Here is an 18,553-nt window from a genome sequence, read left to right as displayed (position 1 = left end):
GGTTTTTATCAGCTTTTTTGTGTGATTGCTTGAATTTTCATACATTATGAGTTAACTAAAAACCTCAGATTTATGCAATTAGCTCAACTTCATCAAATACATCCTATTCTACCTGTTTCAGATGTTTTAGTGGCGTTATTTTTTTATGTAAACAAACTCGGATTTGAAATAGCTTTTGCAGACGACTCTAAAAAACCAACCTATGCAGGGCTTCGCCGTGGCGGAATAGAAATTCATTTACAAAATCAAGAGTCTGAAGCAATACAATTATCCCAAAACAAAACCAGTATACGTATTGTAACACAAAATATAGATGCTTTATACGTAGAATTGGAGTCTAAAGAGGTTTTTCAAGGAGCTGTACAAATTACTAAAACAGCATGGGGAACCCGAGAGTTTGTAGTTTTAGATCCTTATCAAAATAAGTTAATTTTTTATGGGCAACAAGCTTAAATACTCATGAATATGTATAAAAAAAGCGTTACCTAGTGGTAACGCTTTTTTTGTTTTATAAAGTAATCTCTATCTGATTATTTAAAATATCATCAAAAGTTTCTCGCTTACGAATAAGTTTCGCTTCGCCTTTATGCCATAATACTTCGGCAGGACGGTAGCGTGAATTGTAGTTTGAAGCCATTGAATAGCAGTAAGCGCCGGCATTTTTAAATGCTAAAATATCACCTTCTGCAATTTCGTTTATACGTCTATTATTTGCAAATGTATCTGTTTCACAAATATAACCAACTACCGAGTAAAAGCGCTCGCGGCCTTTAGGGTTTGAAAGGTTAACTATTTCATGTTGCGAACCATATAACATTGGTCTTATTAAATGATTGAATCCCGAATCTACCTGTGCAAAAACTGTAGATGTCGTTTGTTTAACCACATTCACTTTTGTAAGAAAGTATCCTGCTTCACTAACAAGAAATTTTCCAGGCTCGAAAGCTAAGGTTAAATCTTTACCGTATTCTTTACAGAAGTCATTAAAACGTTTGGTTAATTTCTGACCAAATTCTTCAATATTTGTTTCAATATCTCCTGAGCTATAAGGTACTTTAAAACCAGAACCGAAATCTATAAAGTCTAAATTCTTGAAGTTTATAGCTGTTTCAAATAATATTTCACTTGCATATAAAAATACATCAATATCTAATATATCACTACCTGTATGCATATGAATACCGTTAATAGTCATATTTGTATTTTCAACAATACGTAAAATATGAGGTATTTGATGAATTGAAATACCAAACTTACTATCAATATGACCTACTGATATATTGGTGTTTCCACCAGCCATAACGTGTGGGTTTATACGAATACAAACAGGTGTTTTTGGATATTTAGTTCCAAATTGTTCTAAAATAGAAAGATTATCAATATTGATTTGAACACCTAATTTAGCTGCTTTTTCAATTTCTTCAAGAGAAACACCATTTGGTGTAAAAATAATTTGATCGGCAGAAAATCCTGCTTTTAAGCCTAAATGTACTTCCTGGATAGAAACTGTATCCAAACCAGCATTTAAGGTTTTCATAAGTTTTAAAACAGAAATATTAGATAAAGCTTTAACAGCATAATTAATTTTAACCTGTTTGACCTTATTAAAAGCTGCTGTTAACCGTTTATACTGTGATACTATTTTTTCAGCATCATACACATAAATTGGACTTCCGTAGTCCTTAGCAATTTGTAATAAGGTTTTTGTTTCCATTTTGGAATTTTTTTGAGATTAAAAATAATCGCCAAAGGTATAAAAGTATTCCTGTTAGGCTTATATGAAACCTTATAAATCTTTCATAAATGATGACTAATGAAAAATAAAACTATAAAATATTAAATGCGAAATTGGTTTTGTATCTTTAACTCGCTATTAATTAAATAATTATAAAATGAAAAAAGCATTACTCTGTTTGTCAGCGTTTGTGGTTATAACATGTTATGCCCAGTCGCCAATTACTAATTTTTTTAGTATTCCTATGTCATCTTATGCCATAGTTGAAGCATCACCTGATTTAAATCAAACAGCTGCGGGAGCAGGTTTGGTTTGGAACTTTACTAATTTAAATGCATTAGGAACCAATGTAGATACCTATACAAGTCCTACAAGTTCAGAGCTAACTACCTATCCAGGTACTACAACCGTTTTAAATGTTTCCATGGGAGGCTTAATATCTAGTAAGATTTTTGCAAAGGATGTTGGCGGTGTTTTATCTCTAACGGGCGCAACGATGTCTGATATTGTTTTAAATTACAATTCCGATAATGCATCACTAGGAGCTTTTCCAAAAAGTTTTGGAGCCTCCAATTCCGATGCGCTTTCAGGAAGTTTTACAGGAATGGGTATTTCAGGAACTTTTTCAGGAACTATTCAAACAACTGTTGATGCTCATGGTACCCTTAACATGAATGATATTGGTCAAGGGGCATATTCTGCGAGTGTAACCCGATTAAAAATGGTTCAAAATTTATCTATTACTTACATCTTACCTAACATTGGAAGCATTGTTCAAACGTCCTATTTTTATTATGAGAATAGTACTGGTAACCTTGTTTTTAGATCCAATAATATAAATATTTCAGTGCCTATTGCGAGTATTAGTGATAATATAACTGTTTATGAAAGCTTCTTAACTAATCCACTTTCTGTTGAGTCTCATGTCAATCCGGTAACGGACATTATATTATATCCAAACCCAGTATCAGATATGTTATACCTGCAATTTAATAAATCAAATCCGGTGACATCTATTCGCATTTTTGACACGAATGGCCGTCTTGTCTTGCAGAATATTGGGGCGCTTAAAGCCTTAGACGTTTCTAAATTACAAAGTGGTTTATATACCGTTGCAATGCAAACAGAAAGCGGACAGATAACGAAGAAGTTTCTAAAGAAATAAAATTTTAATTAAACCGAAAACAACTTTTAAAAATTATTGGTTAAAAGCGTCAGGTTGATTACTTTTGTGCAACAAAAATTTAATGATTTTCTCTAAAAGAGAAAACTCTAAACGAATTTATAAGATGAATTTACACGAATATCAAGGAAAAGAAATGTTAAGTAGTTTTGGTGTACGTATCCAGCGTGGTATTGTTGCTCAAAATGCTGAAGAAGCAGTTGAAGCTGCCAAAAAACTAACAGAAGAAACTGGTACTGGCTGGCACGTAATCAAAGCCCAAGTTCATGCTGGTGGACGTGGTAAAGGTGGAGGTGTTAAACTTGCAAAAAACCTAGATGAGGTTCAAAAAATTGCAGGTGAAATCATCGGTATGGATTTAGTAACGCCGCAAACTTCAGCAGAAGGTAAGCGCGTTCATCAAGTATTAGTAGCTGAAGATGTTTATTATCCAGGAGATAATGAACCAGAAGAATATTATATGTCTGTTTTATTAAATCGTGCTACAGGTCGTAACATGATTATGTATTCTACTGAAGGTGGAATGGATATTGAAACAGTTGCCGAAGAAACTCCGCATTTAATTTTTACAGAAGAAATTGATCCTGCGGTAGGAATTATGCCTTTTCAAGCACGTAAAGTAGCTTTTAACTTAGGCCTTTCAGGTTTAGCGTTTAAAGAAATGACAAAATTTGTTACTTCTTTATATACAGCTTATGACAAGTCTGATTCGTCATTATTTGAAATTAACCCGGTGTTAAAAACAAGTGATGATAAAATTATGGCAGTTGATGCTAAAGTAACTATGGATGAAAATGCATTATACCGTCATAAAGATTATGCGGCTTTACGTGATTTACGTGAAGAAAATGCAATTGAAGTAGAAGCTAAGGAAGTAGGATTAAACTATGTAGATCTTGACGGTAACGTTGGATGTATGGTAAATGGTGCAGGTCTTGCAATGGCAACAATGGATTTAATTAAGCAAGCCGGTGGTGAGCCAGCAAACTTTTTAGATGTTGGTGGTACAGCAGATGCAGCACGTGTGGAAACTGCTTTTGAGTTAATCTTAAGAGATCCTAATGTAAAAGCAATTCTGATTAATATTTTTGGTGGTATTGTTCGTTGTGACCGTGTGGCACAAGGTGTAATCGATGCTTATAAAAACATGGGTAATATTGAAGTGCCAATTATTGTGCGTCTTCAAGGTACGAATGCTGATATTGCTAAAGATTTAATTGATAATTCTGGTTTAGCTGTAATGAGTGCAACAGAATTCCAAGAAGCTGCAGATAAAGTACACGAAGTACTATCTTAAGGTATTCTTTAATATATTTTATAAAAAAAGCTCTCAATTAATATTGAGAGCTTTTTTTTATAGATGTAATCCACATTCTGTTTTTGGATTGTTATTCCACCGTCCGCTTCGGTCTTCGCCAGGAACGGTACAGTGTTTACAGCCAATAGAGTGGTAGCCTTGGGCTACAAGTGGATGAAATGGTAAGTTGTTATCTTCAATGTAGGTGTCACGCTCTTTCTTTGAAACATCTAACAAAGGGTAAAACTTTAAAACCTCACCACGTTGTTCAAAAATATTTAGACTAGCACGATGATCACTCTGCCATTTCATTAAGCCAGAAACCCATATATTAAAATGCTTTTTTATAGAGTCTAATGGTTGTACTTTATTGATAGAGCAGCAGAAGTCTGGATTTTTTTTCCAAGTTTCATCCTGTGTTGTAAACGCATGATTTTCTTTTAATGCGCTTATAGATGTAACTTGTAAATCATATAAATCGGTTAATTTTTGCTTGTACTTTAAGGTGTCTTCAAAATGATAACCTGTATCAATAAAAAATACATGTTGCTGTTTGTTTACATCCGAAACTAACTTTAAAAGTACAGCTGAGGTTGCAGCAAAAGAACTGGTTAGCATAATTTCATCTACATCAAAATCCTGATACAGCATTTTTAAACGTTCGCAAGGGGTAAGCGATTTGTATTTTTTATTAAGATTTTCAATGTCTTTATCCGATAAGTTAAGCTTGGGTAGGGAGGTTGTTGGCTGAAACATTACGTGCTATTATTTTTTTAACGAAAATAGTATCTAGAAAACAAGTCGTTTAAAATACCGTTTTTATACATTTTTGTAGAACTTATTTTTTGTTCTTTTCAGGTTGTTGTTTTGTTACAGGTTTAACCGGTGCCTTCTTATTGGGTTTTGGTCCTCTTAAATGAATAACTAAGCCATTTAAGAAGTTTCTAAGAATCTGATCACCGCACTCCATGTATTTAGGGTGATCTTCCTTACGGAAAAAAGCTCCTAATTCACTTTTAGTAATTCTAAAATCAACTAGCTCTAAAATTTTTACTATTTCGTCATCTCGCAGTTGAAGTGCTACGCGTAATTTTTTAAAAATATCATTATTTGTCATAAGATCTTCGTGATTGCTCTTGCAATTTTTATTTAATAGACTAAGTTATTAAAATTAGATGAAACTTCAGTTGGAGATAACTGGTTGTTTTTTAGTGTTTTAATTTGTTTTTATAGACTGAATGTAATTAAAAACGATTAAATACATCTAATTTTTCGACAAGTTACAATTTATCACGGATTATTAAATAATATACTACCGTATCTTTACACACTAAATATTAAGCTATTACAGAAATGATTAACCGGGTAGAAAAATTAAGTCTTTTGTCTGAAATGATTTCATTTGCAAGACATGAAAATGATTTAAAACCAGTAGAGTACAAGTTTCTTTTGGCTATTGCTAAACAACTTGGTATTTCAAAAAATGATTTTAATTACTTGATTGAGCACCCTATCAATTATATTCATTTAAAATCGCACAGTGAACGTATTGTACAGTTTCATCGCTTGGTTTTATTAATGAATATTGATGATGAAAATTCGCCAAAAGAAATTATTAAACTACATAATTACGGTTTACGTATGGGATTAAGTCACGAATCCATAAATAAAGTACTTTATTTAATGGAAAGTTTCCCTAACAAAATTGTTCCTGCCGAAGTTTTAATTGATATTTTTAAAGTACAATATAACTAGTTATACTTTTAGTTTTTCTAATTTCTCCTGATAGCTTTTTATTAAGTCTCTAAACTGAGCAGCTTCTATAAAATCTAGAGCTTTTGCAGCTTGTTCCATTTGTTTTCGGTTTTCTCTAATTTTCTTTTCTAATTCCCCTTTTGTTAAATAGTCACTTTCAGGTTCAGCAGCTTTAGCAGCTTCTAACTCATAACTGTAAGTACTTACTGAATTTTTTGTTAGTGCGTTATCTAAATTTTTATTTAATGCTTTAGGTACTAAATTGTGCTTGGTGTTATAAGAAATTTGTTTTTCGCGGCGGTATTCGGTTTCATCAATTGTTTTTTGCATGCTCTTGGTTATTTTATCAGCATACATAATAGCTTTACCGTTCAAATTCCTTGCTGCACGTCCAACCGTTTGGGTTAACGAACGTGCCGAACGTAAAAAACCTTCTTTGTCTGCATCTAAGATAGCAACTAAAGAGACTTCGGGTAAATCTAAACCTTCACGTAATAAGTTAACACCTACCAATACATCAAATAAGCCTTTGCGTAAGTCTTGCATGATTTCCACCCGCTCTAAGGTATCTACATCACTGTGTATATAGCGGCAACGTATTTGTATACGGTCTAAATATTTTGTCAGCTCTTCAGCCATACGTTTAGTAAGTGTGGTAACAAGTGTACGTTCGTCTTTTTCTATACGTTGTTGAATTTCTTCTATTAAGTCATCAATCTGGTTTAAGCTAGGACGCACTTCAATTATTGGATCTAGTAAACCGGTAGGACGAATAATTTGTTCTACAAAAATACCATCGGTCTTTTCTAATTCATAATCAGCCGGTGTCGCGCTAACATAAATAACTTGGTTTTGTAAGGCTTCAAATTCATCAAATTTTAAAGGACGATTATCCATAGCAGCTGGTAATCGGAAACCATATTCAACCAAATTTTCTTTCCGACTTCTATCACCGCCATACATGGCATGTACTTGAGAAATGGTTACATGACTTTCATCAACTACCATTAAATAATCGTCTGGAAAATAGTCTAATAAGCAAAAGGGTCTAGTACCAGGCTGCCTGCCATCTAAATAGCGGGAATAGTTTTCTATTCCTGAGCAATAACCTAATTCACGAATCATTTCTAAGTCGAATTCAGTACGTTCTTTTAAGCGTTTGGCTTCTAAATGCTTGCCAATATCTTTAAAATAGTCATACTGCTTCACCAAATCATCTTGAATGCTTTTTATGGCACCTTGTAATACATCTGGTGATGTTACAAACATATTAGCTGGGTAAATATTAAGTCGGTCGTACTTTTCTAACACTTCATTCGTCTGGACATTGAAAGCTTCAATATCTTCAATTTCATCACCAAAAAAGTGAATTCTAAAAGCATGGTCATCATAACTAGGAAACACATCAACTGTGTCTCCTTTTATTCTGAAGTTTCCATGATTAAATTCGCCCTCTGTCCTGGAGTATAAACTCTGCACTAGTCGGTGTAATAGTTTGGTTCGTGAAATAACCTGGTCACGCTCTAGTGAAATAACATTTTTTTGAAATTCAACGGGGTTTCCTATACCATATAAACAAGAAACCGAAGCGATAACAATTACATCACGTCGTCCCGAAAGTAGGGAGGAAGTGGTGCTCAAACGCATTTTTTCAATTTCTTCGTTTATAGATAAATCCTTTTCTATATAAACACCAGAAACCGGAATATAAGCTTCAGGTTGGTAGTAATCATAGTATGAAACAAAATATTCTACGGCATTATCAGGGAAAAACTGTTTGAATTCTGAGTATAATTGGGCAGCCAAGGTTTTATTATGAGCCAAAACCAAGGTTGGTCTTTGAACCTCTTCTATAACATTGGCAACTGTAAAGGTCTTTCCTGAACCGGTAACACCTAAAAGGGTTTGGTATTTTTCATCTGTATCAACCCCTTGAACTAATTTCTTAATTGCTTGGGGTTGATCTCCTGTTGGTTTAAACTCTGACTTTATCTTGAATTTCATGTGTGCCTTTTTAGTGATAAACAAGTGTCACATGCTATTCGCATTAATTTTGGTCTTTGGAAATTAGACAACAGACAAGCTTGTTTCATCTTGTAAAATTACGGAAAATCTAGCGTTTTAAGGTAAAGTGTCCGTTCAGTTGCTCTCCATTACGTAAATTTATAAGGTACCAATAATCGTTGGTTTCTTTTAAGTAGCCACGGTATAAGCCATCCCAACTTTTAGATTGTAATGGTAATTGCTTTAAAAGTTTTCCATATCTATCAAAAACGAAGATTTCTTTAATGGTGTTTTCTGGATCCGTAATTTTCCAAACATCATTTTGACCATCGTTATTTGGTGTAAAGAATAACGGAATATGAATTGACTCTACCATTTCAATTTCGAAGTCAATAGTTTTAATAACACAACCATTTAAATCTTGTACATAAAGTGTGTGGGTACCACTTGAAAGTCCTGTAAATTGTGGACTCGTTTGAAAGCTACCACTATCTACAGCGTACTCATAAGATATACTTGTATCGGTCATGATAACCTGTAGAGTATTATCATTAATATTTAAATTATCTTCAGTTAGTGTAAAATCGGTTGCAGGGTAAATAGTTACTGTAAACTGCGATTCACTAGAGCAGCTTCCGTTAGTAGCAAAAATATAAATTACATCATCGTTTGTTATTGAGTCGCCAGCAAATAACTGCGTGCCACCACCATTAGTTTCCGTGTAATAGTCTCCGTTTGTTAAAGCAGGTAAAACAAACTCAGAACAGCTACTTTCATTAGATAAAACATCTACTGCTGGTTCTCCTAAAATTGTAACGGTAAAACTACTTTCATTAAAACAGTTGTTAGGCGCTGTACCAATTTCGTTATAGATGTAAATTGTTTGACTTGTGGTAATAGAGGTGCCTGCATTTAGTTGTGTTCCTGTTCCGTTGGAACCAGTAAAATAGGATCCATTAGTTAAAGAAGGTAAAATATATGCCGAACAATCTGTGCTATTACCAAGGGTGTCAACCGGTGGAGTTCCTACAATCGTAACGGTAAAACTACTCTCGTTAGAACAAATATTTGGAGCGACACCTGTTTCGTTATAAATATATATAGTTTGGTCTGTTGTGATAACTTGTCCAGCATTTAACATGCTTCCTGTCTGATTTGGTCCCGTATAATAACTACCATTGGTTAAAGTTGGTAAGATGTAATCCGTACAAACATCTTGATTGGCAATTGTATCTACAGGTGGTGTTCCTGAAATCGTAACCGTAAAACTACTTTCATTAGAACAGTTGTTTGGAGCTGTGCCAATTTCATTATAGATATAAATAGTCTGGCTTGTTGAAATAATTTCGTTAGCATTTAAAGGTGTTCCTGTTCCGTTAGGGCCGGTAAAATAATTTCCATCGGTTAAAGCAGGTAAAGTATAGCTAGAACAATCTGTGTAGTTAGGTAACGTGTCTACAGGCGGTGTTCCTAAAACAGTAACGGTAAAACTGCTTTCGTTAGAGCAAGTGTTTGGAGCTGTACCAATTTCATTATAGATATATATAGTTTGATTGGTTGTGATAGCTTGTCCCGCATTTAATTGTGTGCCAGCACCATTTGTTTGGGTGAAATAATTACCGTCAGTTAATACTGGTAAGATATATTCGGTACAAACCTCTTGGTTGGTAATTGTATCTACAGGTGGTGTTCCTGAAATGGTAACTGTAAAACTACTTTCATTAGAACAGTTGTTAGGAGCCGTACCAATTTCATTATAAATATAAATAGTCTGACTTGTTGAAATAACTTCATTGGCATTTAAAGGTGTTCCTGTTCCGTTAGGCCCTGTAAAATAATTTCCATCGGTTAAAACTGGTAACGTATAGCTAGAACAATCTGTATAGTTAGGTAACGTGTCTACAGGTGGTGTCCCTAAAACAGTAACGGTAAAGCTACTTTCGTTAGAGCAGGTACTCGGAGCTGTACCAATTTCATTATAGATATAAATAGTTTGATTGGTTGTGATAGCTTGTCCCGCATTCAATTGTGTACCAGCACCGTTGGTTTGTGTGAAGTAATAACCATCAGTTAATACAGGTAAGATATATTCGGTACAAACCTCTTGGTTTGATAAAGAATCAACGTTAGGGTTTGAAACAAATAAATGCGAAGCATCAGATACTAAATTACAGCTAGCTGATGTTATTTCGCAATAATATTGATTGTTATTAAAGGATACAGGAGCATTATTTATTAATAAGGTGTTCGTTGTAGCATCAGAGTAGGTTGCATTATTTACAACATCTACCCAAACGCCTGAAGCATTTAAAGTTTTCCATTGGTAGTTAAAAGTACCGCTAGAAACGGAAACACTAAAAGTAGCCGTACCATTCTCACAAATACTTTGATCAGCAGGTTGTGTTATTGTAGGTGTGTTATTAACAATAGGATCAGCCGTATGGGAATCTAAATCTGAACAGTCTTCCTGGGAGTATATCGACCAATCATTAATATCGTATGTAGTTTGTGGTATAGGTGCATCAGCATTTCTAATAATAGTATAACCTCTTTCTGCTGGTGCGTTAACAATATCAATCAGCGTCCCATTTTTTAAGAGTTTAAATTCATCATTATCATTAATACCTGTTCCTACAGTGAAATCGGATACCAAACTAGGGCAGTCAGAACCACTACCTAATAGAATAATAAAGGTGTCTAAAGGAGCAATTGTTCCTAGCATAGCGTAAGTATGACTGGGCGCTGCATTTCCAATATCTCCATAACGATCAATTATATATACACCATCCAAATTTATAGCCGTATTGGTTGGATTAAAAAGTTCTATAACGGCATAACTTCCAGATATAGCATCATATATTTCTGAAATATAAATATCACCGACACTACAGTTGGATTGTAGGACGTTAAAATTTGTTGATGAATTTCCTGTGCATCCACCGTTACTCGTAACCGAGATGGAAGCAGAATCACTTGTTCCACTTGGTGAGTAAACGGTTAATTCCGTATCACTAATAATATTAAAGCTAGCAGAAATACCGTCTATTAAAACAGTTGCTGTATCACTAAAATTACTACCTGTAATAGTTATCATTGTATTTTCAGGACCGCTTTGCGGAGAAAAACTTGATAAAACCGGAGCAGGGCAAGGCGTGTTAGAAACTATTTCGGGAATAGTATCCACGTTAGGGGTTAAAGCAAAATTAAAGCTACTAATAAATAATGCAGCTATTAGGTAGGGAAAAATTAGAGTTTGTTTCATTTCAAAAATTAATGGCAGGCAAAAATAGGAAATATTTATATAATCAAATATTATCCTAGTGTTACTATTACCTTACTAATGAAAAATGTCCTAAATATTCTTTCTCGTTGTTTAATATTGCGCGAAACCAATAATCATCAGAGCCCATTAATTGCCCTTTATAAGTACCATTCCAGCCATCATAAGGCGAGTTTATTTGTTTGATTAATTTGCCATAACGATCAAAAATAGAAATCTCAATTTTACTAGCATTTGATTGGATGCCAATTGGTTTCCAAATATCATTCATCCCATCATTATTTGGTGTAAAAAACTTAGGGAATCCAAGAACAGACACATCTTGAGAAACCGAACCACAACCTTGTGTATCATTTACTGTTATAGTATGTACGCCGGCTGGAACATTATAGAAAACGGAGCTCGTTTGAAAACTACCGCCATCTAAACTATACTCATAATCACCGTCTCCAGAAATAATAATTGTAATTGTATTATCCGATGAGGTTTCTGAAACAATAATATCATTTATGGTTGGAGAGCTAGATGCTTCAACTGTAATTAGTTTAGTTGCTGTACAATTATTCTGATTCGTTACGATTACGGAATAATTACCCACTTCGTTAATTTGAATTTGAGGCCTGTTTAATTGTAAATCTACATTGTCCAAAAACCATTGATATGTGTAACTATTTGTTGAACCTATTAAAACTCCTGCTGAAATGCTAATAGGAGCAGGGTAGTCGTTTAAGCAATAGAATGTTGTTTCGTCTGGGCCTAATTCGGGAATGCTTAAAACGTTTAAATTTAAGCTAGTAAAAGCATAACAGTTACCATTGTTGGTAATTTGTAAATATAAGGTGTCAAAATTAGGACTACTTGTATTTTCGTAGGAGTTACTAATAGGATTACTTTGATTTAGTAAATCTGTTTCAGTTTCAAAGAATAAAATAGAAGCCGTGTTAGGTACATCTGGTTGTGAACGTACAAAGGTTTCTATCTCAGATATATCAAATGTTATAATACCATCCAAATCAGTATCACAAGCTGAAAAAGGGGGTAGGTTAACGGTGTTGTTCGCAATATCAAGTATAATTTCAGCAACAGAAGTACAACCATTAGAGTTGGTAACGCGTGCGTATACCGTTTGTAATACTTCCGTATTTTCAAAATTTGATGGATTTGAAATTAAATTATCACCTGTACTATCAGCACCAATAAAAGTTGTATAGAAATTCTGAATTCGTAATTGCGAATCGGCATTAGTAATAGCCAACTCAGCATCAAATAAATTATAGGTTGTTAATCCATTTAAATCTAAATCACAGGCTATAAGTGTTGTGTCACTTACTATGGGATTCGTAGCATACTCGATAACAACATTGCCAGTGCTTATGCAGGTCCCATCTATTATTACTTCTACGTCATAATCTCCGGGTTGCGTTACGGTATAAGTTGCATTCGTTTCTGTTAGGAGTTCTACACCATTTCTAAACCATTTATAGCTATTATTACCAGGTTGAAAGGCATTTAACTCCATGGTTTCATTAGCACAAAGTGCCGTGTTTTCAGCAATAAGTAAATTAGGCCCTAAGTTAGAACTTAACTTGAAACTTCCTGCTTCTAGATAAACAGCGGAATCATATCGGTAATTTTGTTCATCTGCTATTACCAATTTTACTTCGTATGTTGTATTGGGGATAACATTAGCTGTTGCCGTTAGAATAGCAGTTTGCCCGTTAAAGTTTATTGGTGCATTAGGACCGTTCCAACTACCAAAATACTGTTCGTTAATGGGGTCGCAACTATTAGGAATGCCAGAATGTACTGTGGTTACTTTTATAGGGACTTGTGTGTTTGGCACTACTGCAATATTTTCATATTGCCCTGCAGGAGCGTTAGTCGGGCGAATTAAAAACCCAAACAAGTCTGAATACCGACAGGTATTACTATTGCCTTCTTGATATTCTTCGGAAGCAAATATATAACGAAAGCTTATCTGGTCGGCAATTGCCTCAAATTCAAATTTTAAAATAGTAGCATTTGTCGTGTTAGTCTCGTTTAATGCGGATTCTAAATCGGCATCCCCACCCCAATTAGGCGCATTGTCATCACTTAATGTGGTGTTTGGTCCTGCTGAGTTTTGAACTTGTCCTGTTGATAAAACAATACCGCTCCTAAATGGGAAGCTAGAGTTATTGGCGTCAAAATAGCCATAACTTAAATCAGCACCATTAAAATCACCACTAACAGTTTCGGTAACATTAATATTACTGATACAGTCACTATCTATCAAAATGTCTTCAACTAGTTCTTGTGCTGTATAGGTACGCGTATCTACTATGACGTTCTGAGACCAAGACAGCAGAGAGAAAAAACAGGTGAATACAAAAAATATATTTTTCATTCTTAGCAATTGGAATGCAAAGATACGGAATAAGAATATTTCTAAACGAAAAGGAAGACCTGCTTTTTTGGATGTCACATTAGGCTAGATTATCTAGCGTTTTAAGGTGAAATGCCGCTTCACATCAAACATAATATCTCCTTTTTTAACTTTAGCTAAAAACCAATAATCATCTGATGGCATATTATGGCCGTTATATGTACCATCCCAACCTGAAGAGCTATGACTAAGCGTTTTTAATAGTTTGCCATAGCGGTCAAAAATATATACAATAGTCCCTGGTATTTGAGTAACACCAGTTATATGCCACGTGTCATTTTGACCATCTTGATTTGGTGTGAAAAAGCGTGGTGCATCAATAATTACAATATCTTTAGTAGCAGAAGCACACCCGTTTAAATCATACACCTCAATTGTGTGAGGTCCTAAACTTACATTGTAAAAAACGTTAGATGTTTGTGGTACGCCTTCATCTAAAATATAAACATAATTACCTATACCGCTAATAGTTACGGTAATGTTGTTAGGGTTAGAGAAATCTACTGTTTCAGTGAATTCAATGGTTGCTTGTTCAGATTCTATAACATCAAAAAACACGGTAGTTGTACAACCTAAATCAGTGGTAACGGTTACTCTGTAAGTTCCAATTTGTGTTATTTCTATTTCAGGTGTAGTTGCATTAGTAGACCATAAATAACTGTCTGTATCAAAGCCCGTTTCAGCAGAAACAACTAATGGTAAATTATCTAAGCAAACGGTTTGAGTTGGTATTTCAACTAAAGGTTTCCTGTGAATGATAGTCGTAAAACTAGTTGTGTTGAAACAGTGGGTAATGTTGTTTTCAATACGCGCATATATAACTTGTTCATGGAACGCGTTGTAGTTTAAATTAGTAATAGGGTTTGTATTTTCAATGGCTTCAATTTCTAGTTCGAAATATGTCACAGAATAGTTGGTGGCACTTTGTCCGCCTAGAATACTATTGGTTTGTTGTGATAAATCGAAAACGAATAACCCATCGTAGTTATCATCACAAGCTTCCAAGTTTGCAGGTGTATGTGCTATTGGCGTGGGGTTTACTAATAGGGTAAAAGAACTTGTAGCAAAGCAGCCTGATAATGTATTTTCTGCTCTTACGTGAATAATATCAGCATTAGAACTATAATTATAATTGGTATCTAAAGCATTTGCTCCTGAATAAGCATCTGCTTGCGACGCATGATAAGTAAGTAGTACTTGTGTGTCATTATTATCTATTAAGCTATTTGTAACCTCTTCTAAATTAAATGTGTTATCTGTCGATTCGCAAATATTATAATTTGAAATAGGGGTAATGGCTGGAGGAAGATTCACTTCTAAATCTAAAGGAACCGTAACGTAGCAGTTTGAAACGGTATTGGTAACACGTATGTATACCGTTTGTGGTGATTCTGTATTTTCGTAAGCCTCTGGATTTGGTATTTCATTAATATTAGCCTCCAAATCGTTTAAATTTTCATGGTAGCTAACCAAAATGTCATCTTGTCTAATATCCAAAACTTCAGATTCAGCAACGGTTAAATCAAATATGGCTTTAGAGTTATAATCGATATCACATTCTTGCATAAGTGAAGCTTGATTAACTCGTGGTACTTGAATAACATTTAGTCCAAAACTAGCAATTCCGTAGCAGTAGGTACCATTCTCAATACGGGTGTAAATTTGTTGAGGATTGGATTGGTTGGTGTAATTTAACGAAATGGCGTTTTCAGCATTTTCAGCATCGTCTAAATTTTCATAAAATGTTATCAATAAATTATCTGTACTCCCTTGGCTCATTTCATCTTGAATAAGCGTTAGGTCGAAAGTTTCCTGAGCATCATTAGTTATGTCATCACATAAAAAAGTATCTAATGGCGGGTTGTATATTGGAACTGACCCGACTTCAATATAAAAGGTATCTAGACCATAACAGTTGGTATCCCTAATGTTTTCTACTCGAATATGAATTAGTTGAGGGTTGCTTGTGTTTTCATAAACAGTAGTTTTTTCAATTATATTAACTCTGTTAATGGCATCCAATTCGTTTTCAAAATAAAGAACACGTTTCCCTGGCTGCCCATTAAGTATTTCAGCATCTTTGTCTTCAAATATAAACTCCGCAATTTGATCCCCATCTGTTTCGCAGTTATTAAAGTTAGGGATGTCAATAAAAACAGGTTCTGTATTTATAATTATCTCAAAGTCATTAATCACAAAACATCCTGTTGCTATGCGTTCCACTCTCGTGTAAATAATTTGTGTTTGCGCATTGTAGGTATCTGTATTTACAATGGGGTTGTTATTTGCTTCAGCATCGGTAATATTGGTGTAAAAGGATATGTTTAAACCAGTTGTATCATTGGTTAATTCTGAAATTTTAGCATCTAAATTAACTATAGAGTAGGCATCTTGATCATCATCGCAAATAATAACGTCCGAAGGGGTATTTGTAGCCGGGGCAGGAAGCACTTCAATTTCTAATGGACCTACATCATTACAGCCTGTTATAGCATCAGCTACACGAACAAAAAGCGTTAATGGGTTACTTGTATTATTGTAATATCTTGGTAAAGGATCTAAATTATCCATTGCATTTTGTTCCGTTTCAAAATACGTAACATTAGCATTCGGAAAACCTTGAGCAACGGTGTTGTCAAAGCTATATAGGTCTATTAATGCAAAGGTGTTGGCTTGATCATTACAATAAGTCACTGGAGGTAAAGGCTGTAATATAAGTGCCGGATTTATAATGAGTTCTATTTCGGTTTGCACATTACAGTCAGCGCTTTCTAAAGTTATAAATATCGGTTCTGAGAAATTTTCAACTTGGTAAGGAAGTGTTTGATCTATAGGATTTGTGCCTTGTTGTTGATCTGTTTCTGTTTCGTAAAAGTAAATAGTAACATCCGAAACGCCATTTAGTATTAGGTTTGAAATATTTACTAAATTGAAATCAGCAACACCGTCATTTGATGCATCATCACAGGCGTAGAAGTTTCGAATATTGGTTTCGTTTATTATTAAATTAGCATGTAATTCTATGGATGCTATTGCCGGGCATCCTGTTACATTATCAATAACACGAATGTAGATTACTTGAAAATTAGCCTGTGTATTGGTGTAATTTGTAATATCGGGTATTGGGTTAGCTCCTGTTTGTGCTTCAGTATAACTTTCATGAAATGTTGTTGTAACATTGGTAAGGCCATTTAATATATCAGGAATTACAACTGATAAATCAAAGGATTCGAAGCCGTCTTCATCCTGTTCACAGGCATCAATTGTTTGAATTTGACTATCAATATTAGGACCTTCTAAAACGGTAATATTGAGTATTGTCGTATTTCGGCAACCTGTTATTGTGTCTTGAACGCTTACATATAGAATATCACTCGTCGTAACATGGTTATACGGAGTGGGTACGGGATTCGTACCTGTTTCAGCATCAGATTGATTGTAATGATAGCTTATGGCATAATTAGGATTGCCGCCTGTAATGATATCATTATTAAGCGATAAATCTATTAAGGTATAACCATCACCATTACCGTCATCGCAAACTTCTAATGGTGCTGGAGCAGTAATGTTTGGAAGTGGATTTACAACTAAAAGGAACGAACCGTAGGCTAAGCAACCATTATCGGTATCTAAAATTCGCACATAAATAGTTTGCGAGCTAACCGAGTTTAAAATTGGTGTGTTAATTGGAAAACTTCCACTTTGAGCGTCATTTGTATTAAAATGATATGAAATGGTATAATTACCTGGAGGAACGGCTGCTAGTACTTGAGTGTCTTTTGTTGATAAATCAAACAATTCAACACCGTCATTTGATGCGTCATCACATACAATATAATCTGGAATATTACCTGCAGATTGCTCAGAGCTCAACGTAATATTTACGCTGTCTTCTATTTCACAAATGGTATTATTGATAGGTATGGAAATCGAAACGGTATAGGTACCAGAAGTAATAACATTTAGAGTCGGATTTGTTTCACCAGCAATAATAACGCCGTCTAATAACCATTGGTAATTAGCTAAAGAGTTTTGTATATCGCCGTTTAAACTAATAGCATCTGCACAGGTTGTTAGGTCAGGACCTAAATTAACGGTAGAATTAAAACTATTCCCTTGGATAAATACGGCTGAATCGAAGTTTTCGTCATTCTGATCGGCAATTACTAATTTTATGTGGTACTCTACATTAGGTTGAATAGTGGCAGAGGCTGTTAATACCGTTGTTCTTCCGTTAAAATTAGTATCTCCTAAGTCATAACCGCCAAAATATTGTTGGTTTTCAGCCGGACAGAACCCAACAACTTCTTCATGAATGGTGCTGGTGTTTACAGGGATATCTGTATCCGGTATAACAGATACATTTACATAAGGATCTGCTGTACCTGCTTCTTTTATAAGAAAGGCAAAACCATCGGAATATTGACAAGGATAGTTGGCATAATATTCTTCCGAGGCTAAAATGTAATTAAATTGAACTTGGTTAGAAACGGATATAAAGTCAAATTCTATAGAAGTTGCGTTTAAAGTATTAGATATTTCTAAAGCAGATTCTAAATCAGCATCGGTTAACCAATCTGCTTCACCATCATTTAATAGATTAGCGTTGTTTATATTCCCTGCAGAATTTGCAGCACCTGTTGATAAAATAATGCCGTTTTCAAATGGAAAGGCTGAATTTCCACGCTCAAAATAACCAAAACTATTAATATTATTAACTTGGCCGTTTACTAAAGATTGGACGTTAGAAATTTCCACACAACCATCAATTAATTGGTCTTCAATTAGTTGTTGAGCGGTGTAGGTGTCGTTTATTGAAATCTGCTGTGCAAACCCCACACTTACAAAAGCCAATAAAAGCCCAGTAAGCAAAA

11 protein-coding genes are annotated in these 18,553 nt (G+C 34.5%); 4 read left to right on the top strand and 7 right to left on the bottom strand.

Annotated elements, in window-relative coordinates; genetic code table 11:
• Window positions 1–72: 72 nt before the first annotated feature.
• On the top strand, window positions 73–453 hold the full coding sequence (locus tag ACW5R3_RS10655; RefSeq protein ID WP_456577002.1) for a glyoxalase superfamily protein: 381 nt from the start codon (window positions 73–75) through the stop codon (window positions 451–453).
• A gap of 55 nt (window positions 454–508) precedes the next feature.
• Here ACW5R3_RS10655 and lysA read toward each other — a convergent pair whose 3' ends face one another.
• Window positions 509–1,714, bottom strand: a complete 1,206-nt coding sequence (lysA, locus tag ACW5R3_RS10650; RefSeq protein WP_456577001.1) for a diaminopimelate decarboxylase — start codon at window positions 1,712–1,714, stop codon at window positions 509–511.
• Window positions 1,715–1,892: 178 nt separating this feature from the next.
• Here lysA and ACW5R3_RS10645 point away from each other — a divergent pair, with 178 nt between their 5' ends.
• Together ACW5R3_RS10645 and sucC are read left to right on the top strand one after the other, a co-directional pair.
• On the top strand, window positions 1,893–2,900 hold the full coding sequence (locus ACW5R3_RS10645) for a T9SS type A sorting domain-containing protein (protein ID WP_456577000.1): 1,008 nt from the start codon (window positions 1,893–1,895) through the stop codon (window positions 2,898–2,900).
• A gap of 124 nt (window positions 2,901–3,024) precedes the next feature.
• The gene (sucC, locus tag ACW5R3_RS10640) at window positions 3,025–4,215 is read left to right on the top strand and encodes an ADP-forming succinate--CoA ligase subunit beta (protein WP_456576999.1); all 1,191 of its coding nucleotides are present in this window, start codon (window positions 3,025–3,027) and stop codon (window positions 4,213–4,215) included.
• A gap of 57 nt (window positions 4,216–4,272) precedes the next feature.
• On the opposite strand, the gene ACW5R3_RS10635 is transcribed toward sucC, so the two are convergent.
• Both ACW5R3_RS10635 and ACW5R3_RS10630 read right to left on the bottom strand, forming a co-directional pair.
• A complete protein-coding gene (locus tag ACW5R3_RS10635; RefSeq protein WP_456576998.1) occupies window positions 4,273–4,971 on the bottom strand; it encodes a phosphoadenylyl-sulfate reductase in 699 nt (232 codons plus the stop codon).
• A gap of 82 nt (window positions 4,972–5,053) precedes the next feature.
• Window positions 5,054–5,332, bottom strand: a complete 279-nt coding sequence (locus ACW5R3_RS10630; protein WP_456576997.1) for a DUF1456 family protein — start codon at window positions 5,330–5,332, stop codon at window positions 5,054–5,056.
• A 236-nt stretch (window positions 5,333–5,568) separates the two neighbouring features.
• On the opposite strand from ACW5R3_RS10630, the gene ACW5R3_RS10625 reads away from it, so the two are divergent.
• Entirely contained in the window at window positions 5,569–5,970 is a 402-nt protein-coding gene (locus tag ACW5R3_RS10625; RefSeq protein WP_456576996.1) for a TerB family tellurite resistance protein, read from the top strand.
• On the opposite strand, the gene uvrB is transcribed toward ACW5R3_RS10625, so the two are convergent.
• From uvrB to ACW5R3_RS10605, 4 genes are all read right to left on the bottom strand, one after another.
• On the bottom strand, window positions 5,971–7,974 hold the full coding sequence (uvrB, locus tag ACW5R3_RS10620; protein WP_456576995.1) for an excinuclease ABC subunit UvrB: 2,004 nt from the start codon (window positions 7,972–7,974) through the stop codon (window positions 5,971–5,973). It abuts the gene before it with no gap.
• A 109-nt stretch (window positions 7,975–8,083) separates the two neighbouring features.
• Entirely contained in the window at window positions 8,084–11,236 is a 3,153-nt protein-coding gene (locus ACW5R3_RS10615) for a T9SS type B sorting domain-containing protein (RefSeq protein ID WP_456576994.1), read from the bottom strand.
• A 67-nt stretch (window positions 11,237–11,303) separates the two neighbouring features.
• Window positions 11,304–13,640, bottom strand: coding sequence for a choice-of-anchor L domain-containing protein (locus ACW5R3_RS10610; RefSeq protein ID WP_456576993.1), 2,337 nt, complete (start codon window positions 13,638–13,640; stop codon window positions 11,304–11,306).
• 93 nt (window positions 13,641–13,733) lie between these two features.
• Window positions 13,734–18,551, bottom strand: coding sequence for a choice-of-anchor L domain-containing protein (locus ACW5R3_RS10605; RefSeq protein ID WP_456576992.1), 4,818 nt, complete (start codon window positions 18,549–18,551; stop codon window positions 13,734–13,736).
• Window positions 18,552–18,553 lie beyond the last annotated feature (2 nt).

The sequence above is a fragment of the Algorimicrobium bowmanii genome (genome assembly GCF_054031195.1).
The sequence above is the reverse complement of the archived record's forward strand: the minus strand, read 5'-3'. Positions and strand labels throughout refer to the sequence as shown.

Bases quoted from the DNA above. Each gene is read 5' to 3' on its own strand.
- ACW5R3_RS10645 (WP_456577000.1), top strand. From the start codon at position 1,893: ATGAAAAAAGCATTACTCTGTTTGTCAGCGTTTGTGGTTATAACATGT.
- sucC (WP_456576999.1), top strand. From the start codon at position 3,025: ATGAATTTACACGAATATCAAGGAAAAGAAATGTTAAGTAGTTTTGGT.
- ACW5R3_RS10625 (WP_456576996.1), top strand. From the start codon at position 5,569: ATGATTAACCGGGTAGAAAAATTAAGTCTTTTGTCTGAAATGATTTCA.
- ACW5R3_RS10610 (WP_456576993.1), bottom strand. From the start codon at position 13,640: ATGAAAAATATATTTTTTGTATTCACCTGTTTTTTCTCTCTGCTGTCT.
- ACW5R3_RS10630 (WP_456576997.1), bottom strand. From the start codon at position 5,332: ATGACAAATAATGATATTTTTAAAAAATTACGCGTAGCACTTCAACTG.
- lysA (WP_456577001.1), bottom strand. From the start codon at position 1,714: ATGGAAACAAAAACCTTATTACAAATTGCTAAGGACTACGGAAGTCCA.
- uvrB (WP_456576995.1), bottom strand. From the start codon at position 7,974: ATGAAATTCAAGATAAAGTCAGAGTTTAAACCAACAGGAGATCAACCC.
- ACW5R3_RS10615 (WP_456576994.1), bottom strand. From the start codon at position 11,236: ATGAAACAAACTCTAATTTTTCCCTACCTAATAGCTGCATTATTTATT.
- ACW5R3_RS10655 (WP_456577002.1), top strand. From the start codon at position 73: ATGCAATTAGCTCAACTTCATCAAATACATCCTATTCTACCTGTTTCA.
- ACW5R3_RS10635 (WP_456576998.1), bottom strand. From the start codon at position 4,971: ATGTTTCAGCCAACAACCTCCCTACCCAAGCTTAACTTATCGGATAAA.